Raw genomic sequence first — 22,902 nt, forward strand, 5'->3', positions numbered from 1 at the left:
GTGGCGGAAAAAGGAAGTCCGCCATGGAAAAGATAGTCTTTCTCGACAGCGCCACCATCCCTGCTCACATTCGCATACCTGCGCCTTCATTTCCCCATCACTGGGAAAGCTTCGAAACCACCTTACCGGAACAAGTGCTTGAGCGTCTCGCAGATGCCACTATTGTCATCGCTAACAAAGTGATGTTAAACGCAGAGACGCTTTCTACGCTGCCATCCCTCAAGCTCATTGCGGTATCAGCGACAGGCTACAACAATGTCGATGTCGACTGGTGCCACGCTAATGGCTTGCCTGTGTGCAATATCCGCGGCTACGCCACTCGCTCCGTGCCCGAGCATGTGATGGCGCTGGCATTTGCACTGCGCCGCAATCTCAATGCTTATCATCGCGACATCGAAAACGGTGTGTGGAAAGAGAAAAACCAATTTTGCTTCTTCACGCACCCCATCGGCGACATTGCTGACGCCACCCTTGGCATTATTGGATCGGGTAACCTTGGAGAGGGCGTCGCGACACTCGCAAAAGCGGTGGGCATGACGGTAATACGTTCAGAGAGAAAAGGCGCTGCGCACACCCGAGAAGGCTACGTGCCGTTTGAAACCATGCTCGCGCAAGCCGATGTTGTGACGCTTCACTGCCCACTTAACGAAAACACGACAAATTTGATGAGCACCAGCGAGTTCGCTCAGATGAAGTCGTCAGCAATCTTAATTAACGCGGGTCGTGGCGGCTTAGTTGATGAGCAGGCGCTCGTTGAGGCACTGAAGAAAGGTGTGATTGCGGGTGCGGGTGTCGATGTGTTCACGCAAGAGCCAGCAACCATGTCGAACCCGTTACTGGCTCATGCGGGTATGCCGAATCTTATTCTCACGCCACACGTTGCATGGGGATCAGATTCCAGCATTCAGGCCCTGGCAAACCAATTAACAGAGAACATGGACGCCTTTATCAAAGGCGCCCCTAAGAACCTGGTTTAGATAAGCCACCGGCAAGTTTAGAAAAGGGCTACTTGAAGCCCTTTTCTTTCTTAATTAAATCGTAAGCACCTTGAATTTCTTGTGCTTTTTGCTTGGCGATTTCCATCATTTCCGGAGGTAAGCCTTTCGCGGCTAACTTATCTGGATGGTGCTCGTTCATCAACTTGCGGTGCGCACGCTTAATGGTTTGCCCATCGGCATCCTCGTCAACACCCAAGATTTGATACGCCCCTTTTAGACGCTGACCCGTATCCGGCTGCCATTGCTGATGATGCCCGCCACCACTTTGACCTTGCTGTTGATAGAAATGGAACGCGGCTTCTTGCATAGCAAGGCGCTTTTCAAGCTGCTGGCGTGAAAAACCCAGCATATCAGCAATGGTATACAGTACCTGACGTTCGCTTGGCTGCACGGTGCCATCGGCATACGCGGCTTGGATCTGCACTTCCAAGAAGAATTGCAGCAAGTCAAAACGACCACCGGTGGTTCGCCTCACATCTTGCAGTACCTCTTCAAGCGGGAAGTTGCTTTCTTTGCCTTCACGAAATGCATCTTGAGCATGGCGGCGTGCTTCACCTTGCAGTCCCATTCGATCCATCAAGACCGACGCTAAACGGATTTCATTTTGCGTAACCTGCCCTTTAGCCTTTGCCACGTGTCCCATCACCGAAAAGGTGGCATGAAAATAGGCCTGCTGACGCACTTGTTGATCCGCACCTCGAAATCCACCACCAAAGGCGGTATTTCGTCTCGCTTTATCGAACTTATACCCTAAAAATAGACCTAACAGTAATCCGAATGGACCACCAAGCAGGTAGCCAAAGAATGCCCCTAGAACTTTTCCCCAAACTGCCATGTTTATTTCTCTTTTTGATTAATCTATTTCGTTTGCAATAACGCATCTTTAACACATACCCAAGCTACCTTCAAAAACATGATTACAGAGGTAGTTTGGGTATATGAGTAATTTGCATTATCATAACCCACATTTTACAGCACAAATTTGCTAGAGTGCCGCGCGACAGTATACCAGCGCTGTATGCCAACAACAGGATTGAGTTTTAATGTCACTGACTGCCAAAAGTTTTTTATCCTCCATGATTTGGCTCGCGCTACATGGTCAGGCTGTGGCGGAGCAGGCAAATATCGACCAAGGCAGCACAAAACCCTTGGTGATCCCCAAAGAAACCTGCCTCGCACCAGAGTATCGCTGTCTCGCCAAAAATGAGAAAGCTGACGACATTAACAATCTTCCGGTCACTATCGTTGCAGACCACGCCGAAGCAAAAGCGAACGAGAAAGCTATCTATCGTGGCGATGTGATCGTCACACAAGGTAACCGAACCGTGAAGTCGGATACCGCGACCCTGCGTCAGCCAGAAAATATCGTGACCGCACAAGGAAACGTGTATTTCCATGATGGTGAAATTTCAGTCAAAGGCAAAACACTGCAGAGTAATCTCGACAACGAAGACACCACGTTAACCGACGCAGAATACAAAATGATGTGTACACCGGGCCGTGGTCAAGCAAAACGGGTGTTTAAGAATGGCACCACGTTTTATGAGCTCGATGACGGCACATACACGACGTGTCCGGATGAAGATAACAGCTGGCGTTTCAGCGCGGGAAAAATTGAAAAAGAAGACGCAGATATTTTCGCGGACCTCTACCATGCCCGATTTGAAGTGCTCGATACGCCTATATTCTACCTTCCGTACCTTCGCGTCCCCGTTGAAGATGGCCGCCTGACGGGCTTTCTCTATCCATCAATAACTTGGAATGACAGTGACGGCTTCGAGCTGGAAACGCCATTTTATTGGAATATCCACCCTCAAGCTGACATGTTGATCACACCAAAATACATGTCCAACCGTGGTCTATTTATGACCATGGAGCCGCGTTACCTCACCGAGGCTGGCAGTGGCAGCATGGTGTTTGAATACATGGGTACCGATGAGCTCTATCCAGCGTTTGACAAAAGCTGGGGGGCCAACTGGCGCCATTCTGGCATTCAAAATCACTGGAAATATGATATTGATTACAGCAAGGTCAGCGATATTGGCTATTTCGGGCGCCATACTGACTCACGTGTCGGTAGCCGTGAAGACAATACCTTGCTGCAAACGGGTGATGTGTCTTATCGCGATCTTAACTGGGATACCACGCTCAGTGTCCGCAGCTTCCAATCACTGAGCCCAAACACCTCAGTCTATAAGCTACTGCCACAGCTAGCCATGAACTACTATCGCCCTGAATTGGCTTATGGAATGGATTTTTCACTGCCATCGCAGATCAGCAAGTTTGCCACCGATAACGACACAAAACCCGATGCACTGCGCGTTAACCTAGAACCCACCATTACTCTGCCTTACAACCTGCCATGGCTCAGCGCTTCGGCCGAAGGCAAGGTTTATTACACCTACTACGATCAGTCTAATGTCAAAGGCGTGACGGGCTACAACGGTGAAACATTGGAAGAAAGCGTCTCTCGCGTTGTTCCTATGGCAAAGCTGCATGCAACAATGACTTTAGAGCGTGATGGCTCATTCTGGGACAGTAATTACACCCAGACCCTAGAGCCGCAAGTTCAGTACCTGTATATCAAAGACGTCGATCAAAGCGGTATATACAACCCGGTCAACTATGCTGGCGGTGGCTATGATACAGCACGCCTACAAACCGACTACTACGGCTTATTCCGTGCCAACCAATTCAGCAGCGTCGATTACATTAACCCTGCGAACCAATTTACCCTTGGTGCAGCATCACGCTTTTTTGATGATGCCTACAAGGAACGTTTTAATATCGCATTTGGCCAAATTTACTATTTGGATCGCCAGCGAGATGAATCAGACACGCCAATCAACTACTCAGCATGGGCGGTTGAAAGTGAATGGAACCTGAGTGACAAACTGTTTGTGCGCGGCTCGGTGGAATATGATAGCAACTTGAGCAACCTGCAGTTTGGTAACGCCACACTGGAATACCGCGATGGTAGCTTCTTCGCACAAACCAGTTACCGTTATGTCTCAAAGGACTATATCTCCAGTACCATAGGTGCTGACAACCTAGATCGAATCACCGAAGATGGCATTTCTCAAGCAGGTCTGGTGACGGGCTTTCCCATCACCGACAACGTGAACTTCCAAGGGCAGTATTTCCACGATCTAACCCAAGATTTAATGCTGGAAAACCAACTTAGTATCACCTACACCTCGGCTTGCTGGGTGATAGGATTGAACTACAACGAATACCTATTAGCCAGAAGCAACATCAATAACCCTGCAGTCTATGACAACAGTATTTCTTTGTCCTTCAGCTTATTGGGACTTGGCACTAACGCAGGCTTTGGCTACAGCACAGGCAGTGGCAACGCATTGGGATACCGCAGCCCATTTGGCCTGAAGAATTAATAGTGAGATTTTGGAACAGCTAATGAATAAATGGACGAAAGCTTTACTGGCCGCAACAATCTCAGCCAGTTCGTTGTCAGTCTCTGCCTCACCGGCAGAGCTAGATCGCGTGATCACTGTCGTGAATGAAGGCGTGATCTTATCAAGTGATATTGAGGCATTGAAGAAAACGGTAGCGCTTAACGCGAACGCAGAATCACTGCCACCCGCCGATATCTTAGAACGGCAGATCCTTGATCAACTGATCTTAGAAGAATTACAGCTTCAAGAAGCCAACCGCCTAGGTATCCGCATTGATGATACTCGCCTAGAGCAAGCTATCGACGCGATTGCGGACGAAAAGAAAACATCAGTGGCAAAGTTAAGAGAGTCTCTTAAACGCAGTGGCATTTCTTGGTCAGAGTATCGTGACCAAATCCGCCGTGAAATGACCATTAGCGAAGCGCGCAATGCGCAGGTTCGTCGTCGTATCAATATTTTGCCACAGGAAGTGGATTCACTTGCTTCACAACTTAATGCTAAAAATTTAGAAAAAGTCGAATATCGAATCAGCCATATTCAGCTGCGCTTAGACGAGGATGCTGAAAAAGCGGAGAGAGATGCCGTTGCGTCTAATGCTGAAGCACTGACAAAGCAACTGCAGCAAGGCAAAGACTTTGCCAGCTTAGCATTGGCCAATTCCAAAGGACCCAAAGCGCTAGATGGTGGGGATTGGGGCTGGTTACGCCTTGAAGAGATGCCAACGATTTTCGCTGACCAGATCGGCAACAATGGCAAGGGTTCCGTTCTTGGTCCTTTCCGCAGCGGCGTGGGATATCACATTCTGAAAATCACCGACGTGAAAGGACTCGAATCTATCGCCGTCACGGAAGTGAAAGCACGACACATTCTGATCAAAACTTCGATCGTTCTTAGCGATGAAGGTGCACAGCGCCAACTGCAGCTGATGGTCAAGCAAATCGAGAATGGTGATAAAACCTTTGATGATTTAGCGAAACAATACAGCGCAGACCCTGGTTCAGCGGTAAAAGGTGGCGATCTCGGTTGGCAGACCACTGAAATTTACGTGCCTGAATTTAAAGATAAAGTTGATGCACTCACAAAAGGGGATATCAGCGAGCCGTTTAAAACTGTGCACGGCTGGCACATTGTTGAAGTCCTTGATCGTCGTCAGGCAGATCGTACCGACGCCGCCATGCAAAACCGTGCCTACCGTATGCTGATGAATCGTAAGTTCAACGAAGAAGCTCAGGCTTGGTTGCAAGAGCTTCGCGCGGGCGCTTACGTGGAACAAATTGGTGATGCGGATGAAAGCTAATCCTCAACGTATCGCTATCACACCGGGTGAACCTGCTGGCATTGGCCCAGACTTAGTGCTGTCGCTTGCGCATGACCATTGGGATCACCAACTGGTGATTTGTGGCAACAAAACCATGCTGGCAGAGCGCGCTAACGTACTTGGTATCGATGTGGAATTTGAAGACTACGATGCCTCTCAACCAGCGAAAGCGCACAAGCCTGGCGTGTTAGTGGTGTGTGACGAACCTCTTGATGCAGACGTCATTCCCGGTCAACTAAATGAAGCCAACGGCCGCTACGTACTCAATACGCTAACGCGCGCAGCCGAAGGTAATATGCAAGGCGAATTTGCCGCTGTCGTCACGGGACCCGTTCACAAAGGCGTGATCAATCGTTCTGGCGTGTCTTTTAGTGGCCACACTGAATATTTCCAACATCACGCCAATGTACCGCAAGTGGTCATGATGTTGGCGACTGAAGGGCTGCGCGTGGCACTGGTGACCACTCACATCCCTTTGGCCTATGTATCAAAAGCAATTACGGAAGAGCGTCTGTTTCAAGTCATTGACATTCTAAATGACGATCTCAAAACCAAGTTTGGTATTGCCGAGCCAAAGATTTACGTCTGTGGCCTCAATCCTCATGCAGGTGAAGACGGCTGCCTTGGCCGAGAAGAAATCGAAGTCATTGAGCCAGCGCTCGACAAATTGCGTGAACAAGGCATGAATCTGATTGGACCGTTACCCGCAGACACCCTCTTTCAAGACAAATACCTGAAAGACGCCGATGCCGTGCTAGCGATGTATCACGATCAGGGCTTGCCTGTGTTAAAATTCAAAGGATTTGGAAAGTCGGTCAACATCACCCTTGGCCTACCTTTCATCCGAACTTCTGTAGATCATGGTACCGCATTGGATTTAGCGGGTACCGGTACGGCGGATACTGGAAGCCTGCGGACAGCGCTCTCCCACGCCCTCGAATTAGTAGATAAGAAAGCATGAGCGATAAAGTCCACCTAGGCCACCGTGCCCGTAAGCGTTTTGGTCAAAACTTCTTGAACGACCCGTACATCATTGACGGTATTGTGTCTGCCATTAACCCATTACCAGGCGAAAACTTGGTTGAGATCGGTCCTGGCCTTGGCGCATTGACTGAGCCAGTTGCACGTGAAATCGACAAAATGAGCGTGGTTGAGCTTGACCGCGATCTGGCAGAGCGTCTTCGTAACCATCCTGAGTTGTCAAAAAAACTGACAATTTATCAGGGTGATGCGATGAAATTCGATTTTGCTGCTTTGTCTTCACCAGAAAATCCACTAAGGATTTTCGGTAACTTGCCATACAACGTGTCTACCCCACTGATGTTCCACCTGTTTACCTTTACAGGTGCAGTGAAAGACATGCACTTTATGCTGCAAAAAGAAGTGGTTAACCGTTTAGCGGCTGGCCCAAACAGCAAAGCGTATGGCCGTTTGACCGTCATGGCACAATACTACTGTAAGGTTGTTCCTGTGCTAGAAGTGCCACCAACGGCCTTCACGCCTGCACCTAAAGTCGATTCAGCCGTTGTGCGCCTAATCCCGCACAAAGAATTACCGCACCCAGCGACCAGCTTGAAGTGGCTAGAGCGCGTGTGCCGAGAAGGTTTCAACCAACGTCGTAAGACCGTGCGTAACTGCTTTAAAGCGCTGGTTGAAGTGGAGACACTTGAGCTTCTTGGTATTAACCCTACGTGTCGTCCAGAGAGTTTAACATTGGGACAATTTGTCGCACTGGCGAACTGGCTGGATGCAAACCACCAACAGCAATAAAAATAACAAGGAAGCGCGACAGGGATGGTTAATCACAAATTTATGGTTCGGGTTGTCACTCACTTTGTTGAAGAGCAATCCGACCCAGATAACAAACGTTATGTGTTCTCTTACACCATCACCATTGAAAACAATGGTGATCACGACGCACAACTCCTTCGTAGAAAATGGTTAGTGACCGATGCGAATGGCAAAAAATTAGTGATTGAAGGTGATGGGGTTGTGGGTGAGCAACCGCTCATCGAAGCTGGCGAACAATACACCTACACCAGTGGCACCGTGATCGAAACACCCGTCGGGGCGATGCAAGGTTTTTACTCCATGGTCGATATGGATGACAAAGAGTTTGATATCGAAGTCATGCCATTTCGCCTCGCCTTACCCAATATCCTTCACTAGTTTTCGGGAGCTTTTGTGGCCACTTACCTTGTCGGCGACATTCAAGGTTGCTTTGACGATCTGAAAACACTGCTAGACACTGTCAGCTTCGATGAAAACCATGATCATCTGTATCTTGCAGGGGATCTGGTTGCACGGGGTCCTGATTCTCTGTCTGTACTGCGTTTTATAAAGTCTCTCGGTGCGCACGGGCACGCGGTATTGGGCAATCACGACCTTCATTTACTGGCGGTAGCGGAAGGGTTTAAAAAGCCCAAAGCCAAGGATAAAACCCAGGCAATCCTCTATGCTCCCGATCGTGCCGAACTCTTGTCTTGGCTTCGACAACAACCCCTGCTAATTCATTGTGATTCGAGCAATGACAATGCTCCTGGCTTTGTCATGACTCACGCCGGCATTCCTCCCGATTGGGATCTTGATAGCGCAAAGCGTCATGCCAATGCCGTAGAAAGCATCTTGCGAAGCGACCGCTATTCTTGGCTACTCGAAAACATGTATACCAACGAACCCGCTAAGTGGTCAGAAAAATTAGAAGGGATCGAGCGTTACTGTTACACCATCAATGCGTTGACTCGTATGCGTTTTTGCAAACCTGATGGCAGCTTAGATATGGCCTGCAAACTACCACCAGAGGAAGTGACCGATGGCCATTTAGTACCTTGGTTTGAGGTCAAAAAACGCCAGCCCATTGAAGAAACATTGGTTTTTGGTCACTGGGCGGCATTAGGTGGCGTCGTTAATCACCAGTTAATGGGACTCGACACAGGTTGTGTTTGGGGAGGAGCGTTGACCATGGTGCGTTGGGAAGATAGACAAATATTTAGCCTTCCTTGCCCTGTTCATGCCCATTAGCGATCGAGTACGACAAATTCCATGTTATAGCAGTTTTTGTCATCGGCCATATAAGTCTCTGAATGATTGGTTTGCCAGCCATTTCCCCAACCAGGAAAACACGTATCACCGTCAATATCGGCATCAATAAAGGTCAAGTACAAGCGATCGGCGAGCGGTAAGCATGCCGTATAAATAGCACCACCACCAATAATAACCGCCTCATCTACGCCATCTACCAGCGCAAACGCTTGATCAATACTAGAAACTGCTTCCACACCTTCTGCTGACCATGTGCTATTTCGGCTGATCACTATGTTGCGCCTTCCCGGCAAAGGGCGACCGATAGACTCATAGGTTTTGCGCCCCATAATCACGGGCTTCCCCAAGGTATTTCGCTTAAACCAGCCGAAATCCGCAGGGAGATGCCACGGCATCGTATTGTCCTTGCCTATCACTCTTCCTTTTGCCATGGCGGCAATCATACTGACTTTCATGCTGTATTGATCCTTTCTAATGAACGCTGCAACATGCTACACCACGGACTTACGGCGGTAAAATAACAATCCTGGCATTGCCAATCCAATTGCCAGTGCTGCGATAATGAAAAGGGATTTAATCGCGTTGTTCATCATGGTTGCCCAAAGAGCTTCGCTATAACCTAAGCTGTTTATCTCGACCAAGGCAATCATCGCTTTAAACGCGAACACCCCCGGAACCATGGGAATAATTGCGGCTACCGTGAATACCTTAGGGTGCGCCAATAAGCGCTGAGACCAATACACCCCAACCATACCAACTAAAGTGGCCGCTCCCAGCGTCGCCCATTCAATTGGCACGCCAAAGTGCATCAATAGAAAACGGCTTCCATGACCTAATGCGCCACACATCGCGCAATACTTCAATGCCTTAACGGGCACATTGAACACCAATGCAAAACCAACGGCAGGGATAGCGGCAAACAACATGTCATGGAGTAGAGCCAGCAACAGGTTCATAACCACCCCCATACGCCAGTCATATTCATCGCACCAACAATACCAAGGCTAGTGGCAAGTGTTAGCAAACTTGCAAATACCCAGCGTGCAATACCCATGTTGACGTAACCTTTGACCATGTCTGACACCGCATTGATAAGGGGAAATCCGGGTACCAGCATCAGCACAGAAGAAGCCATTGCAAGATAGGGCTGATTACCTATCTGCTGCATTGCACCTAGACTGGAAATCAATGTCGTTACGAATGCGGTGATACCAAAATTAAGCAGAGGATTGAACTGACGGTGCCCGATTTCCTGTCGAACCAGCATGCCAACAAAAGAGGCGAGAAAAGTGATGATAAACACCGCGATGTCCCCGCCGGAAAGACGACTGAAACTGGCACAGGAAAGCCCAACCATCACAGCAACTAACCAACGGTTATAGCGCTCAGGAGACAGCCTTGCTAAGCGCTTATTCACACCATCTCTATCGATCAGGTCTTTTTCTGCCATGATCAGAATTCGTTGGATCTCGGTAATTATCCGCATATTGATCCCACGATCCGGGCAACGCCTGGCCGTAGTAATACAATGTTGATGGGTGATCGTCGTGATCACCATTGAACTCGCCGATAGCGATATTTCAACACTGTCCAGACCCAGCGCTTCGCCAAGTCGACAGCATATATCACTCATCAACTTACTTTCAGCACCATGCTGCAACAACATTTGTCCTGCGTGGCTCACTAACCGTGAAATCTCTCGCTGAACGGGTTCGCTCATCTCTGGCACGTCGTGCACCTTTATCACTCCCACTCTTCCTTGATAGGGCTATGTTTGTACGCTAATTAAACATGTTTTACTTTGATTTGGATGAAAAAAAACCGCCTCTATAAGGCGGTTTTCTCTATGACCGATAATTATGGACGGTAAATGATTTCGACGTCGTAGTCGTCCTCGTTCCAGTCGTCCCAATCATCCTCATCATCATCATCGTCATCAGCGCTTTCTTGCTGCTTCTTAAGCTGCTGCTCGTGGTAATCATCCCACTTGAATTCAACTTTACTTTCTTCTGCAACTTCCTGAGTCAACTCAGCAGGCAGAGTCTGGATGAATTCCATCAGATCAAACGTCAGTTGTTGAGTGTTGCCTTTATTGATCGCAGAAATCGCGTAATAAGGTTCATCCCAACCAAGCGCTTCTAAAACGCGCTCAATCTGAGCTTCAGCTTCTTCTTCCGAGATCAGATCCATCTTATTGAAGACGATCCAACGCGGCTTATCCGCCAGCTTTTCGCTGTAGCGCTGAAGCTCTTCAATGATAGTAAAGGCGTTATCGACAGGATCCGAGCCATCAACAGGCATCAAATCAATCATGTGCAGTAGAACACGGCAACGCTCTAGGTGCTTCAAGAAGCGAATACCAAGACCCGCGCCTTCCGCAGCACCTTCGATCAAACCTGGGATATCGGCAACAACAAAGCTCTTATCCTGCGCGACACGCACAACACCAAGACTTGGAACCAAAGTAGTAAACGGGTAATCCGCCACTTTTGGTTTTGCTGCGGATACCGCACGAATAAAGGTCGATTTACCTGCGTTAGGCAAGCCAAGCATACCAACATCAGCCAGCAACAAGAGTTCTAGGCGTAGGTGACGTAATTCACCTTTAGTGCCCATACTCTTCTGGCGAGGTGCGCGGTTTACTGACGACTTGAATCGAGTATTACCCAATCCATGCCAGCCACCTTTCGCAACCATGATCTTCATTTCATGCTGGGTGAGATCGGCAATGATTTCGCCAGTATCTTCATCAACCGCACGTGTACCCACTGGTACTTTCAATATCAGATCATCACCGCGCTTGCCGGTACAGTTACCCGCACGACCATTTTCACCACGTAGCGCTGCATGGAAACGCTCAAAACGGAAATCGATCAACGTATTGAGGTTTTCATCGGCTAGCAGGTAAACATCGCCACCATCGCCACCGTCGCCGCCGTCAGGTCCACCACGAGGAACATATTTTTCACGACGGAAGCTAACGGTACCATTGCCGCCATCTCCCGCTTCAACGCGGATCACCGCTTCGTCTACAAATTTCATTTTTTTCTCCATACCCAGCACAACCTAAACAACGTTAGGTATTACGTGACTGCGGGTTAACATTGGCGATTTAGCAGCACCCTGATGGAGCACTTTGGGCTGATGATCATAATGATCTTAGGATCAAATGCCGCACTTCGTTTGATATCGTCATTCATTGTGTTCGAACAAACTTATTCGTAACACCTGTGACGTTTGCGTGACGAGAATCCCTACACTTCGACAGAGCGAAGTTCACGCAAATATATAGCTGCTTAGTCGCCTTTAAACGCTATATATCCAAGTCACGTCAAAGTGGCAATAGCGCCCTTCTTAAAAGTCACTTGGATATACAACAAAAAGCCCCGCCGTAAGGCAGGGCTTCAGAATAAGTTCGAGTGCTATTATTCAGCTTCGATACTAATGAACTTACGGTTCTTAGGACCTTTAACTTCGAACTTCACTTTGCCATCAGTCAAAGCGAATAGAGTGTGGTCTTTACCGCAACCTACATTAGTGCCAGCGTGGAATTTAGTACCACGTTGACGAACGATGATGTTACCTGCAAGAACAGATTGACCACCGAAGCGCTTAACACCTAGACGTTTGCTTTCTGAATCACGGCCGTTACGAGTAGAACCGCCTGCTTTTTTATGTGCCATTTTTCTCTTCTCCTAAATTAAGCGCTGATGCCAGTAATTTTGACTTCAGTGAACCACTGACGGTGGCCCATTTGCTTACGAGAATGCTTACGACGACGGAATTTAACGACTTTAACTTTGTCGCCACGACCGTGGGTAACTACTTCAGCAGTTACTTTGCCGCCAGCCAGGAACGGTGCACCAACAGTGACTTCTTCACCGTTAGCAACCAGCAGAACTGAATCAAACTCAACTGATGAGCCAGTTTCAATGTCTAGCTTTTCCAAGCGAATAGTTTGGCCTTCGCTTACACGGTGTTGTTTACCACCACTTTGGAAAACTGCGTACATGGGTTTCTCCGCATTTCCGCACAGCCTACTGCGTTTAAAAAGTATACAGTGAGGGGTGCGCATTTAATTCATCAATAGGGCGCGAATTCTACGGCAAGATTTGTCGACTGGCAAGAGGGCAATGAAAGAAAATTGGTGAAAACCTGTCCACTGTTGCTAACCCTTGTTTTTCTCACCAAAGACCCTGTGTAGAGGCTAAAAATTTAGTGTACTATCATCGAAAAAATGACAGTTTCAGACTGCATTCATCCCTTGGACCGGACGCATCAATGGACTTTAACACCATCCAAGCACTCATTGCCGATGACATGGCAAAAGTGGATAAAAAAATCCTTGCGCAACTTGATTCTGATGTTGCATTAATCAACCAACTGGGCTTTTACATTGTCAGTGGTGGTGGCAAGCGTCTACGACCTATGCTGGCATTGCTCGCAGCTAAATCACTCAATTATCAAGGTGAAGGCCATGTGACGGCCGCGGCGTTTGTCGAGTTTATCCATACTGCAACCTTGCTCCATGATGATGTCGTGGACGAGTCCGATCTTCGTCGTGGTAAAGCGACCGCAAATGCCATGTTTGGCAATGCTGCCAGCGTGCTTGTTGGCGATTTTATATACACGCGCTCGTTTCAAATGATGACACAACTTCGATCCTTGAGGATCCTTGATGTCATGAGTGAGTCGACAAACGTCATCGCGGAAGGTGAAGTGCTGCAGTTAATGAACTGCAACGATCCCGACACGACCGAAGAAAGCTACATGCAGGTGATCTATTCGAAAACTGCACGTTTGTTTGAGGCCGCCACACAGATTGGTGCAATCCTTGCTGACGCGCCGCAAAACATCGAATCGGCCATGCAAGATTATGGTCGCTATCTAGGCACCGCATTCCAACTGATCGACGACGTGATGGATTACACCTCACAAGGCGATGAGATGGGCAAAAATACCGGCGATGATTTGGCGGAAGGTAAACCAACGCTGCCCCTACTTCATGCGATGGCTAATGGTAATGAACAGCAAGCTGCGATGATCCGCGAAGCCATTGAGCAAGGCAACGGCCTCGATAAGCTCGATGCTATCTTGGCTTGTATGGAGCAAGTCGGATCGTTGGAATACACCCGTCAACGCGCTGAGCAAGAAGCGGCAAAAGCCATCGATGCGCTTACCCCCTTGCCGGAGTCTGATTACAAAGAAGCATTAAAAGCGCTGGCACACATCGCTGTACGTCGTCGCACCTAACTTTATTGCACTCTCTCTGTTCTATCATCGATCAGACATAAAAAAAGCGGCTTGATAAGCCGCTTTTTTCGTTTCAGGCTTGTGATTACTTCACAAACTCTTCACCCAAGGTGATGTCTTTACGTAGCGTGTCTAGCATGCTGTCGAGTGCTTCTTGCTCAAATGCACTCAATGGACCGTGATCCAGAATTTCTTCTACACCGTCTTTACCCAAACGAATAGGTTGTGCAAAAAAGCGTGCGTATTTACCATCACCTTCTACATATGCACACTCAACCACGTCTTTCTCGCCTTGCGCAGCACGAACCAGCGCAAGACCAAAGCGACATGCCGCTTGACCCATAGACAGTGTTGCAGAACCGCCACCCGCTTTCGCTTCGACCACTTCGGTGCCCGCGTTTTGGATACGTGGCGTCAATGCAGCCACTTCTTCTTCGGTAAACTCAACACCGTCTACTTGAGAAAGCAGCGGCAGAATCGTCACACCAGAGTGACCACCGATAACCGGTACACACACGTTGCTTGGATCTTTACCTTTCAGCTCCGCCACAAAGGTCTCTGAACGGATGATGTCCAGTGTCGTGATACCAAACAGACGCTTCTTATCGTAAACACCTTTGGCTTTCAGCACTTCTGCCGCAATAGCCACTGTGGTGTTCACCGGGTTAGTGATAATACCGATCAACGCTTTTGGGCAAACATCAGCAATTTTTTCACTGAGAGAACGAACGATGCCAGCATTCACGTTGAACAGATCAGAACGATCCATACCAGGCTTACGAGCAACACCCGCAGAGATCAACACCACATCTGCACCTTCAAGTGCAGGGGTTGGATCTTCGCCGCAGTAGCCTTTGATCGTTACAGGTGTCGGGATGTGGCTAAGATCAACAGCAACACCAGGTGTCACAGGGGCAATGTCATACAATGCCAGATCTGAGCCCGCAGGCAGACGGTTTTTCAAAAGCAGGGCTAAAGCTTGACCAATGCCTCCAGCGGCGCCAATCACAGCAACTTTCATCTCGTTCTCCTTATTTACGATTATTTTTATATCAGACCTTTGGGATGTAGTTGTCTTTGAGGTTTACAAAATAGCCGACACCTACTCCCTTGTTTTAGACCTAATCGCATCATACGTGGCTTCAGTTAGTGTCGACAACCCTATCAAGGTAAGGATAAGCCGCGCTTCTCATTTTTCTTTTTAATGGTCTCTCCCGCTGTTGAAAGGTGATAGGTGCGTCACTTTACTGCGGATTTTATTGCCCGCGACTGAATCACTATGCAAAAATACGCCATCGTGACACGGGTAAGAAAGAAGAAATATGCGCAATTCAGATAAACAAGACCAGTTAGTGAAAGCCTTCAAAGCAATCCTGAAAGAAGAAAAATTCAGCTCTCAGGGTGAAATCGTTGATGCGCTTAAAGGGCAAGGCTACGAAAACATTAACCAATCAAAAGTTTCTCGTATGCTGACTAAGTTTGGCGCGGTGCGTACTCGCAACGCGAAAATGGAAATGGTGTATTGCCTGCCAGTAGAACTAGGTGTGCCAACCACTAGCAGCCCACTCAAAGAGTTGGTCATGGATATCGACTACAACGATGCATTGGTTGTGATTCACACGGGTCCTGGTGCTGCACAGCTTATCGCCCGTTTACTCGACTCGTTGGGTAAAGCAGAAGGCATTCTTGGCGTTGTCGCTGGTGATGACACCATCTTTATTACCCCAACTCGCGCAACCACGACTGAAGGCCTTTTTAACTCGGTATGCAGTTTGTTTGATTACAGTCGTTAATACGGTAAAAACATTAAATTAAGGCAGGATGTTTTTCTTAAGCGTCTGCCTATTTTCCTGCCCATATATTCACTAATCCTCGTCAAATAATCTCTCATTTTTAAGACTTTCGAGTTTTCTTTCACCCAAAGCCACACTTCGATGTGAAATATCATGACAAAATATTTCTCCGGTTTTAAATTCTCGATACAAGTTTGTTATCATCTACTGTTAGATATAGTGATTTCCACTTAGCAAACCGAGCCTTAACCACACTATGCGTTACAGCTGACATCATTGGATGAAAAAGAAATAGCCGTATTAAACGTGCTGAGGAGATAACCCGCTTCAATGCGGGTTATCCGCATCTGATGTCAGATGTTTTTACACTTTACTTGCCGAAAAAGGGACAATGGCATGACGAAGACGACCGAGACACCGCTTGATGCTCAAGACATTGTTGCGCAAGCGGACACCGGGGCCAGAGCTCCATTAGGAATACCGGGGCGAATTCTATGGTTCGTTCCACTGTGCTGGTCTCTATTCCAGCTTTGGTATGCTTCACCGCTTCCATTCATTTTTGGTGTGGGCCTAATCAACGACACGGAAGCGCGATCTATACATCTCGCTTTCGCCATCTTCTTGGCATTTACCGCATATCCTGCGTTTAAATCATCCCCTCGTGACCGTATCCCCGCTATTGATTGGGTCTTTGCTGCACTAGGGAGTTTTGCAGCAGGTTATTTATTCCTGTTCTATAACGAACTCGCTTCTCGATCCGGCGCCCCCACCCAAATGGACATCGTTGTGTCTGTGATGGGCATGGTGTTGTTGCTTGAAGCAACACGCCGCGCACTGGGTCCTCCGTTAATGGTCGTGGCAGGTTTTTTCTTGCTTTACACCTTTGCCGGCCCTCATATGCCAGATGTCATCGCCCACAAAGGCGCCAGCATCAACAAAGCCATGTCACATCTATGGCTGACCACTGAAGGCGTATTTGGTGTTGCCCTTGGGGTATCAACCTCGTTCGTATTCTTGTTCGTACTATTTGGTGCGTTATTAGATAGAGCAGGCGCAGGTGGCTACTTCATTAAAGTTGCATTCTCATTGCTCGGTCACATGCGTGGCGGCCCGGCAAAAGCCGCGGTTGTGGCATCAGGCCTGTCCGGTCTGGTATCGGGCTCTTCTATCGCGAACGTTGTTACCACGGGTACGTTTACTATTCCTCTGATGAAGCGTGTTGGCTTTTCCGGTGTCAAAGCCGGTGCTGTTGAAGTGGCGGCTTCAACCAATGGTCAGCTAACACCACCTATCATGGGTGCTGCAGCATTTCTCATGGTCGAATACGTCGGCATTTCCTATGTGGAAGTCATCAAAGCGGCCGTGTTACCCGCGCTGATTTCCTACATCGCGCTGATTTATATTGTCCACCTAGAAGCCTGTAAAGCGGGCATGGAAGGACTACCTCGCCGCCATAAACCGACGTTCCTTGAGAGCTTGTTCTCTTACATGACAGTGATTGTCGGCATGATTGTGCTAAGCCTTGCTGTCTATTACGGCATCGGTTGGACCAAAGAAGCCTTCGGCTCAGCGGCAACCGTGATAATCGGTATTGTTGTGATGGTCGCGTACGTAGCACTGGTTCGTTACTCATCGCGCTACAAATCAGACGCCGTTGAAGACCCTGCCGCGGCAGATTTATCAGAAGTACCAGACCCTGGTCCAACCGCACGTGCAGGCCTTTACTACCTACTGCCTATTTTTGTGCTGGTTTGGTGTTTAACGGTTGAACGTTTTTCACCGGGTTTGTCTGCATTCTGGGCCACAGTGTTCATGATGTTTATCGTTGTGACGCACCGTCCACTGCTCGCGTTTTTCAACAAAAAGAACCCAATGGACACAGAAACCAAAGCGGGTTTTATTGATCTGACGGAAGCGTTTGTAACAGGCGCGCGCAACATGATCGGTATTGGTGTTGCTACAGCTGCCGCGGGTATCGTGGTTGGCGTTGTGACGCTGACGGGTATCGGCCTAGTGATGACCGACTTTGTCGAATTTGTCTCTGGCGGCAATATCATACTCATGCTTCTGTTCACTGCTGTGATCAGCTTGCTGCTTGGTATGGGCTTGCCAACCACAGCGAACTACATCGTCGTATCGACGCTGATGGCACCGGTTATCGTTACCTTAGGCGCACAATCTGGCCTGATCATTCCATTAATTGCGGTTCACTTATTCGTGTTCTATTTCGGTATTCTTGCCGATGACACGCCACCAGTGGGCTTGGCTGCTTTTGCTGCTGCTGCGATTGCCAAATCCGACCCAATAAAAACCGGTATTCAGGGTTTTACCTACGATATTCGTACTGCTATTTTGCCGTTTATGTTTGTCTTCAACACCCAGTTGTTGTTGCTCGATATTGATGGTCCTGTGCACTTGATCCTAACCATTGTTTCAGCAACCGTCGCAATGCTCGTGTTTGCTGCTGCCACCCAAGGATGGTGGCTAACGCGTAATAAATGGTGGGAAACCATCTTAATGCTTCTCATCACATTTGCATTGTTCCGTCCCGGCTTTTTCTGGGATGAGGTATACGCACCAACGAATGACTTTGAAGGCTCTGCTATTATTGAAGTGGCTGAAAAACTGCCTGATGGTCAAACGCTTAACTTGCAAGTTCGTGGTGAAAATATCGATGGCGACATCATCACTAAGCACGTTCATCTGCCCATAGATACCGCGCAAGCCGAAGGTTTAGCTCGCGTCTTGTCGACAGGGTTGGAACTTCGTGATGAAGACGGCGCGAAATTTGTCGATATGATCCAATTCGGCAGCCCAGCAGAGAAAGCGGGCATCGACTTTGATTGGGAAATCGTTCAAGTCAGCACTCCGGCTGATCGACCAATGAAAGAGTGGGTATTCATTCCAACCTTCCTATTGTTGGGTGTACTGGCATGGAATCAGCGTCGTCGCATAAAGCTAGCGGCTTAATTTCGGCTGGGGCGATAGCGCCCCTTCTGATCACTAACGAATAAGAGAGTGTCACTCATGTATAAACACATTCTGGTCCCCGTTGATTTGAATGATGAGAGTTTTGCCGATAACGCCGTTGAACATGCTGTCTGGTTAGCCGCTCAAACTGGCGCGACCCTGCATCTTTTGACGGCACTACCAGGAATACACAATTCCATGGTGGCGTCTTATTTCCCAGAAGACGCAGCGCGTAAAATGAAACAAGATGTGAAACTGAACCTCAAAGCATTTGCAGAGCGTATGGTGCCTGATGGCGTGGCGTATGATATTTCCGTTGCCGAAGGAAAGCCTTACAAAGCGATCGTGAAAACAGCGGACGCTCTGAGCTGTGATTTGATTGTTATGCCAAGCCATAAGCGCTCAAAAGCCAACAAGCTATTGATCGGCTCAGTGGCATCAAAAGTGTTAGAACAATCGAAAGTTAACGTGCTGATTTTAAAGCCACAAGGCTGATAATCTTCAGACATAAAAAAGGGCGGTCATTGCGACCCGCCCTTTTTTCATTTCATCTCATCGTGTTATTGCAATGCCATCTTGCTTGAGCATCACCCTATCACTCGCTGCGGTGATCATACCCCCAACGAGGCACCAACACCTGCTCAATACCTAAATGATCAAGAATTCTCGCCACCATGAAATCCACCAAATCGTCGATAGATTGAGGCTGATGATAAAACCCTGGTGCAGCAGGCATGATGGTGACACCCATTTTGGAAAGCTTGAGCATATTTTCCAAATGAAGCGTTGAAAATGGCGTTTCACGAACCACCAGCAATAACTGCCCTCGCTCTTTCAACACCACATCTGCAGCTCGTTCAGCAAGGTTATCCGACATACCGTGAGCTATCGCCGCCAGCGATCCTGCCGAGCACGGACACACCACCATTTTCTTTGGCGCTGCAGAGCCTGACGCAACCGGAGAGAACCAGTCTTCTTTACCGCATACCACTAGCTTGTCTGTCGACACACTCAAGTGTTTAACGAGTGCTTCTTTAGCCGCCTCGGGACCTGAAGGTAACTTCAAACCATGTTCCGTCGCTAACACCACGCGAGCGGCCGATGACACCAGCAAAAACACCTCGTAATCTGCCGCTAACAAGCACTCTAACAAACGAAGGCCATAAGGAGCCCCTGACGCCCCACTCCACACTAGTGTAATGCGCTTGTCGCTCTCTGAAGCTTTAATCATGGTCTGACGCCTTAGTCATGGTTTCCCTTTGCATGCTTTGCTTATTTGCTTTGATTAGCCATTCATTCACGTTATTGCCTAACACCTGGCTGCGTAACTTAGCCACCCTGTGCCAATACCTGTTGCAGCTTATCGTGAATGCCGCCAAATCCGCCGTTACTCATCACCAGTATAACGTCTCCCGCTTGGGCTTCTTGTGCAATGCCTTCTACCAAAAGATCAATATCATCAAATGTCTGCGCCGGCGCTTTACATGCCTTGGCAATATCGTTGACTGACCATTTAATATGATCGGGTTGGAACAAGATGACGGCATCTGCGCTGTCTAAAGAAGGGGCAATCTCATCTTTATGTACGCCAAGCTTCATGGTGTTGGATCTCGGCTCAAGCACAGCAAGAATACGTTTTTCACCGACTTTCGCTCTCAGCCCTTCCAGCGTGGTCTTGATGGCTGTGGGATGGTGAGCAAAATCGTCATACACAGTAACACCTGCAAATTCTCCCTTGTGCTCAAGGCGACGCTTGGTGTTAATAAAGCTTCCCAGTGCTTCACACGCTAAATCAGGCGTGACACCAACGTGACGCGCCGCGGCAATCGTCATCAAAGCATTGTTGACGTTGTGGTCGCCAATCAAATCCCAGCGCACTGTGCCCACACATTGGCCATCGAAACAGACATCAAATTCGCCACCATCTGCTTGTCTTTTTTCAGCGCGCCAGAGACCATCTTCACCCGCAAATTCCAGCTCGCTCCAACATCCCATGTCTAAGGTGTCTTTGACATTCAGATCTTCCGATGGCGCAATAATGCGTCCGATCCCCGGAACCGTGCGAACAAGATGATGGAATTGACGTTTTATCGCCGCCAGATCATCGAAGATGTCGGCATGATCGAACTCAAGATTATTGATGACCAATGTACGAGGATGGTAGTGAACAAACTTGGAGCGCTTATCGAAAAAGGCACTGTCATATTCATCGGCTTCGACCACGAAAAACATGCTTTCGCCAAGACGCGCAGACACACCAAAGTTGCCCGGTACACCGCCAATCAAAAAGCCCGGCTGATAACCGCATGAATCCAACACCCACGCCAACATGCTCGCAGTCGTGGTTTTGCCATGGGTGCCTGCTACCGCCAGCACCCAGCGATCTTTAAGAAGAAAATCCAGCAACCATTGCGGGCCTGATGTGTAATTCAGGTTTTTGTTCAACACATATTCCACGCAAGGATTGCCACGACTCATAGCATTCCCTACCACCACCAGATCGGGAGCCGGATCCAGCTGAGAAGGATCGTAACCTTGGATGATCTCGATCCCTTGTGATTCAAGTAATGTGCTCATTGGCGGATACACGTTGGCATCACACCCCGTCACTTTATGACCCAACTGTCTTGCCAGAATGGCTGCGCCACCCATAAAAGTGCCGCAAATTCCCAAAATATGTATATGCATACGCTTCCGCCAGCCTAGTTACCCGTTCTGTATCGCAGGGCGATCACAGTTCCGGACACGTCCAAATTACTTCGGTACGAATAAAAAGTTCTACACTATAAACTTTGTAACAAGTTGATTTTTTGCCCAGTCATGGCATGACTACTTGCGCATTGTTGCGTACAGCCGAGATAGCGTGACTCGGTTTAGTATGGAATCAACTTGGAAAATAAGGCGCAGTTTTCGCCTAACGCTTGCGGCGTGCACCTCTTTATTTTCAAGCATCTTACCCAAGAATTTAGTTACAGACATCAAAAGGATCTGAAATGTCCGATATGCGTACACTCGGCGAGTTCATCATTGAAAAGCAGCATGAGTACCCTCATGCCAGCGGTGAATTGAGCTCACTGCTATCTTCTATCCGACTCGCTGCAAAAATCGTCCACCGTGAAATCAACAAAGCTGGCTTGGTTGATATTACAGGGGCATTTGGTAGCGAAAATGTGCAAGGCGAACAACAACAAAAACTCGACGTCTATGCCAATGAGAAGTTTAAGTCAGCCATGGCGGCAAGGGATCAAGTGTGTGGCGTTGCCAGTGAAGAGGAAGATGACGCGGTCATTTTCGACAACGCGCAAGGACACAATGCAAAATACGTCATTTTGATGGATCCACTCGACGGTTCCTCCAACATTGACGTCAACGTCTCCGTCGGTACCATTTTCTCGATTTACCGTCGCGTCTCTCCCATTGGTAGCTCGGCGACCATGGAAGATTTCCTACAACCAGGGAATCAGCAAGTGGCAGCTGGCTATATCATTTATGGCTCTTCCACCATGCTGGTGTACACCACAGGGAATGGCGTTCATGGCTTCACCTATGACCCATCAATCGGTGTGTTCTGCCTGTCGCATGAAAACATGCGAATTCCAGAGGAAGGAACGATTTATTCGATCAACGAAGGGAATTACATTAAATTCCCGCAAGGGGTGAAGAAGTACCTGAAATTCTGCCAAGAGAATGAACCCGAAGACAATCGTCCATATACCTCACGTTATATCGGCTCTTTAGTTTCAGATTTTCACCGTAACATGCTCAAAGGGGGCATCTACTTATACCCGAGCACGGCAGCCTACCCAAGCGGCAAACTTCGCCTACTGTATGAGTGCAACCCAATGTCATTCATCATGGAACAGGCGGGCGGTAAAGCGTCTGACGGCGAAAAACGTATCCTTGATATTAAACCCACCGAACTTCACCAGCGTGTGCCCTATTTTGTCGGTTCAACGCACATGGTCGATAAAGTGGAAGAGTTCTTGAGAGATAACCCTGATTTTGAATAAACGCACAACGTAAATGCGCAGAAGTATCAAGACAGAAAGAAGCCCGAAAATGCGGGCTTCTTTCTTCACGATATCGGCAATGTTATCTAGATAACCAGTGCG

The 22,902-nt window shown here is 48.3% G+C and carries 22 protein-coding genes; 12 read left to right on the forward strand and 10 right to left on the reverse strand.

Annotated features, from left to right (window positions below; translation table 11 throughout):
* Positions 1-23 precede the first annotated feature (23 nt).
* Positions 24-977, forward strand: a complete 954-nt coding sequence (locus tag ACED36_RS05350; protein ID WP_017006138.1) for a D-2-hydroxyacid dehydrogenase — start codon at positions 24-26, stop codon at positions 975-977.
* Between the two features lie 28 nt (positions 978-1,005).
* Here the strand turns inward: ACED36_RS05350 and djlA are convergent, their stop codons facing one another.
* Positions 1,006-1,833 carry a co-chaperone DjlA gene (djlA, locus tag ACED36_RS05355; RefSeq protein ID WP_017006136.1) on the reverse strand — a complete coding sequence of 276 codons (828 nt, stop codon included), beginning with the start codon at positions 1,831-1,833 and terminating at the stop codon, positions 1,006-1,008.
* Positions 1,834-2,041: 208 nt separating this feature from the next.
* Here djlA and lptD point away from each other — a divergent pair, with 208 nt between their 5' ends.
* From lptD to ACED36_RS05385, 6 genes are read left to right on the forward strand one after another with little or no spacing between them, the layout of a single operon-like run.
* Entirely contained in the window at positions 2,042-4,393 is a 2,352-nt protein-coding gene (gene lptD / locus ACED36_RS05360; RefSeq protein WP_016959018.1) for an LPS assembly protein LptD, read from the forward strand.
* A 22-nt stretch (positions 4,394-4,415) separates the two neighbouring features.
* Positions 4,416-5,711, forward strand: a complete 1,296-nt coding sequence (gene surA / locus ACED36_RS05365; protein WP_016959019.1) for a peptidylprolyl isomerase SurA — start codon at positions 4,416-4,418, stop codon at positions 5,709-5,711.
* Entirely contained in the window at positions 5,701-6,693 is a 993-nt protein-coding gene (pdxA, locus tag ACED36_RS05370) for a 4-hydroxythreonine-4-phosphate dehydrogenase PdxA (RefSeq protein WP_017005214.1), read from the forward strand. The genes surA and pdxA overlap by 11 nt, the downstream gene beginning before the upstream one ends.
* Entirely contained in the window at positions 6,690-7,502 is an 813-nt protein-coding gene (gene rsmA / locus ACED36_RS05375; RefSeq protein WP_016959021.1) for a 16S rRNA (adenine(1518)-N(6)/adenine(1519)-N(6))-dimethyltransferase RsmA, read from the forward strand. Before pdxA ends, rsmA begins: the two co-directional genes overlap by 4 nt.
* A 24-nt stretch (positions 7,503-7,526) precedes the next feature.
* Positions 7,527-7,901: a Co2+/Mg2+ efflux protein ApaG gene (apaG, locus tag ACED36_RS05380; RefSeq protein ID WP_016959022.1), complete on the forward strand. Its 375-nt coding sequence runs from the start codon at positions 7,527-7,529 to the stop codon at positions 7,899-7,901.
* A gap of 15 nt (positions 7,902-7,916) precedes the next feature.
* Positions 7,917-8,753, forward strand: a complete 837-nt coding sequence (locus ACED36_RS05385) for a symmetrical bis(5'-nucleosyl)-tetraphosphatase (RefSeq protein WP_371732893.1) — start codon at positions 7,917-7,919, stop codon at positions 8,751-8,753.
* On the opposite strand, the gene folA is transcribed toward ACED36_RS05385, so the two are convergent.
* The 6 genes from folA to rplU form a co-directional block, all read right to left on the reverse strand.
* Entirely contained in the window at positions 8,750-9,229 is a 480-nt protein-coding gene (gene folA, locus ACED36_RS05390; protein WP_016959024.1) for a type 3 dihydrofolate reductase, read from the reverse strand. The genes ACED36_RS05385 and folA overlap by 4 nt on opposite strands.
* A 36-nt stretch (positions 9,230-9,265) precedes the next feature.
* A complete protein-coding gene (locus ACED36_RS05395) occupies positions 9,266-9,742 on the reverse strand; it encodes a threonine/serine exporter family protein (protein WP_198928374.1) in 477 nt (158 codons plus the stop codon).
* Positions 9,727-10,494 (reverse strand): threonine/serine exporter ThrE family protein, encoded by a 768-nt coding sequence (locus tag ACED36_RS05400; protein ID WP_371732930.1) that lies wholly within the window; start codon positions 10,492-10,494, stop codon positions 9,727-9,729. The genes ACED36_RS05395 and ACED36_RS05400 overlap by 16 nt, the downstream gene beginning before the upstream one ends.
* A 137-nt stretch (positions 10,495-10,631) precedes the next feature.
* Positions 10,632-11,816: an Obg family GTPase CgtA gene (cgtA, locus tag ACED36_RS05405; RefSeq protein ID WP_016959027.1), complete on the reverse strand. Its 1,185-nt coding sequence runs from the start codon at positions 11,814-11,816 to the stop codon at positions 10,632-10,634.
* A 383-nt stretch (positions 11,817-12,199) separates the two neighbouring features.
* Complete coding sequence (rpmA, locus tag ACED36_RS05410) at positions 12,200-12,457, reverse strand: 50S ribosomal protein L27 (RefSeq protein ID WP_016959028.1); 258 nt, start codon at positions 12,455-12,457, stop codon at positions 12,200-12,202.
* A gap of 17 nt (positions 12,458-12,474) precedes the next feature.
* On the reverse strand, positions 12,475-12,786 hold the full coding sequence (gene rplU / locus ACED36_RS05415) for a 50S ribosomal protein L21 (RefSeq protein ID WP_016959029.1): 312 nt from the start codon (positions 12,784-12,786) through the stop codon (positions 12,475-12,477).
* Positions 12,787-13,055: 269 nt separating this feature from the next.
* Between rplU and ispB the strand changes: the two genes are divergently transcribed.
* Positions 13,056-14,027 (forward strand): octaprenyl diphosphate synthase, encoded by a 972-nt coding sequence (ispB, locus tag ACED36_RS05420; RefSeq protein WP_016959030.1) that lies wholly within the window; start codon positions 13,056-13,058, stop codon positions 14,025-14,027.
* A gap of 85 nt (positions 14,028-14,112) precedes the next feature.
* On the opposite strand, the gene mdh is transcribed toward ispB, so the two are convergent.
* Positions 14,113-15,048 (reverse strand): malate dehydrogenase, encoded by a 936-nt coding sequence (gene mdh, locus ACED36_RS05425; protein ID WP_016959031.1) that lies wholly within the window; start codon positions 15,046-15,048, stop codon positions 14,113-14,115.
* Between the two features lie 301 nt (positions 15,049-15,349).
* Here mdh and argR point away from each other — a divergent pair, with 301 nt between their 5' ends.
* From argR to ACED36_RS05440, 3 genes are all read left to right on the forward strand, one after another.
* Complete coding sequence (argR, locus tag ACED36_RS05430) at positions 15,350-15,820, forward strand: transcriptional regulator ArgR (RefSeq protein ID WP_016959032.1); 471 nt, start codon at positions 15,350-15,352, stop codon at positions 15,818-15,820.
* Between the two features lie 396 nt (positions 15,821-16,216).
* Complete coding sequence (locus ACED36_RS05435; RefSeq protein WP_016959033.1) at positions 16,217-18,790, forward strand: TRAP transporter permease; 2,574 nt, start codon at positions 16,217-16,219, stop codon at positions 18,788-18,790.
* Between the two features lie 57 nt (positions 18,791-18,847).
* Positions 18,848-19,285 (forward strand): universal stress protein, encoded by a 438-nt coding sequence (locus ACED36_RS05440; RefSeq protein ID WP_016959034.1) that lies wholly within the window; start codon positions 18,848-18,850, stop codon positions 19,283-19,285.
* Between the two features lie 100 nt (positions 19,286-19,385).
* Here ACED36_RS05440 and ACED36_RS05445 read toward each other — a convergent pair whose 3' ends face one another.
* Positions 19,386-20,021, reverse strand: coding sequence for a flavin prenyltransferase UbiX (locus ACED36_RS05445; RefSeq protein WP_017005222.1), 636 nt, complete (start codon positions 20,019-20,021; stop codon positions 19,386-19,388).
* A 98-nt stretch (positions 20,022-20,119) separates the two neighbouring features.
* Positions 20,120-21,478, reverse strand: a complete 1,359-nt coding sequence (mpl, locus tag ACED36_RS05450; protein ID WP_371732894.1) for a UDP-N-acetylmuramate:L-alanyl-gamma-D-glutamyl-meso-diaminopimelate ligase — start codon at positions 21,476-21,478, stop codon at positions 20,120-20,122.
* A gap of 305 nt (positions 21,479-21,783) precedes the next feature.
* On the opposite strand from mpl, the gene fbp reads away from it, so the two are divergent.
* Positions 21,784-22,800, forward strand: coding sequence for a class 1 fructose-bisphosphatase (gene fbp / locus ACED36_RS05455; protein WP_371732895.1), 1,017 nt, complete (start codon positions 21,784-21,786; stop codon positions 22,798-22,800).
* Positions 22,801-22,902: the final 102 nt, after the last annotated feature.

The organism is Enterovibrio sp. FF113 (assembly GCF_041439165.1).
Classification (GTDB): domain Bacteria; phylum Pseudomonadota; class Gammaproteobacteria; order Enterobacterales; family Vibrionaceae; genus Enterovibrio; species Enterovibrio norvegicus_A.

What these genes read in the sequence shown, in the direction of transcription:
- ACED36_RS05350 (WP_017006138.1), top strand. Translation starts at nt 24, where the DNA reads ATGGAAAAGATAGTCTTTCTCGACAGCGCCACCATCCCTGCTCACATT.
- djlA (WP_017006136.1), bottom strand. Translation starts at nt 1,833, where the DNA reads ATGGCAGTTTGGGGAAAAGTTCTAGGGGCATTCTTTGGCTACCTGCTT.
- lptD (WP_016959018.1), top strand. Translation starts at nt 2,042, where the DNA reads ATGTCACTGACTGCCAAAAGTTTTTTATCCTCCATGATTTGGCTCGCG.
- surA (WP_016959019.1), top strand. Translation starts at nt 4,416, where the DNA reads ATGAATAAATGGACGAAAGCTTTACTGGCCGCAACAATCTCAGCCAGT.
- pdxA (WP_017005214.1), top strand. Translation starts at nt 5,701, where the DNA reads ATGAAAGCTAATCCTCAACGTATCGCTATCACACCGGGTGAACCTGCT.
- rsmA (WP_016959021.1), top strand. Translation starts at nt 6,690, where the DNA reads ATGAGCGATAAAGTCCACCTAGGCCACCGTGCCCGTAAGCGTTTTGGT.
- apaG (WP_016959022.1), top strand. Translation starts at nt 7,527, where the DNA reads ATGGTTAATCACAAATTTATGGTTCGGGTTGTCACTCACTTTGTTGAA.
- folA (WP_016959024.1), bottom strand. Translation starts at nt 9,229, where the DNA reads ATGAAAGTCAGTATGATTGCCGCCATGGCAAAAGGAAGAGTGATAGGC.
- ACED36_RS05395 (WP_198928374.1), bottom strand. Translation starts at nt 9,742, where the DNA reads ATGGGGGTGGTTATGAACCTGTTGCTGGCTCTACTCCATGACATGTTG.
- ACED36_RS05400 (WP_371732930.1), bottom strand. Translation starts at nt 10,494, where the DNA reads ATGAGCGAACCCGTTCAGCGAGAGATTTCACGGTTAGTGAGCCACGCA.
- cgtA (WP_016959027.1), bottom strand. Translation starts at nt 11,816, where the DNA reads ATGAAATTTGTAGACGAAGCGGTGATCCGCGTTGAAGCGGGAGATGGC.
- rpmA (WP_016959028.1), bottom strand. Translation starts at nt 12,457, where the DNA reads ATGGCACATAAAAAAGCAGGCGGTTCTACTCGTAACGGCCGTGATTCA.
- rplU (WP_016959029.1), bottom strand. Translation starts at nt 12,786, where the DNA reads ATGTACGCAGTTTTCCAAAGTGGTGGTAAACAACACCGTGTAAGCGAA.
- ispB (WP_016959030.1), top strand. Translation starts at nt 13,056, where the DNA reads ATGGACTTTAACACCATCCAAGCACTCATTGCCGATGACATGGCAAAA.
- mdh (WP_016959031.1), bottom strand. Translation starts at nt 15,048, where the DNA reads ATGAAAGTTGCTGTGATTGGCGCCGCTGGAGGCATTGGTCAAGCTTTA.
- argR (WP_016959032.1), top strand. Translation starts at nt 15,350, where the DNA reads ATGCGCAATTCAGATAAACAAGACCAGTTAGTGAAAGCCTTCAAAGCA.
- ACED36_RS05435 (WP_016959033.1), top strand. Translation starts at nt 16,217, where the DNA reads ATGACGAAGACGACCGAGACACCGCTTGATGCTCAAGACATTGTTGCG.
- ACED36_RS05440 (WP_016959034.1), top strand. Translation starts at nt 18,848, where the DNA reads ATGTATAAACACATTCTGGTCCCCGTTGATTTGAATGATGAGAGTTTT.
- ACED36_RS05445 (WP_017005222.1), bottom strand. Translation starts at nt 20,021, where the DNA reads ATGATTAAAGCTTCAGAGAGCGACAAGCGCATTACACTAGTGTGGAGT.
- mpl (WP_371732894.1), bottom strand. Translation starts at nt 21,478, where the DNA reads ATGCATATACATATTTTGGGAATTTGCGGCACTTTTATGGGTGGCGCA.
- fbp (WP_371732895.1), top strand. Translation starts at nt 21,784, where the DNA reads ATGTCCGATATGCGTACACTCGGCGAGTTCATCATTGAAAAGCAGCAT.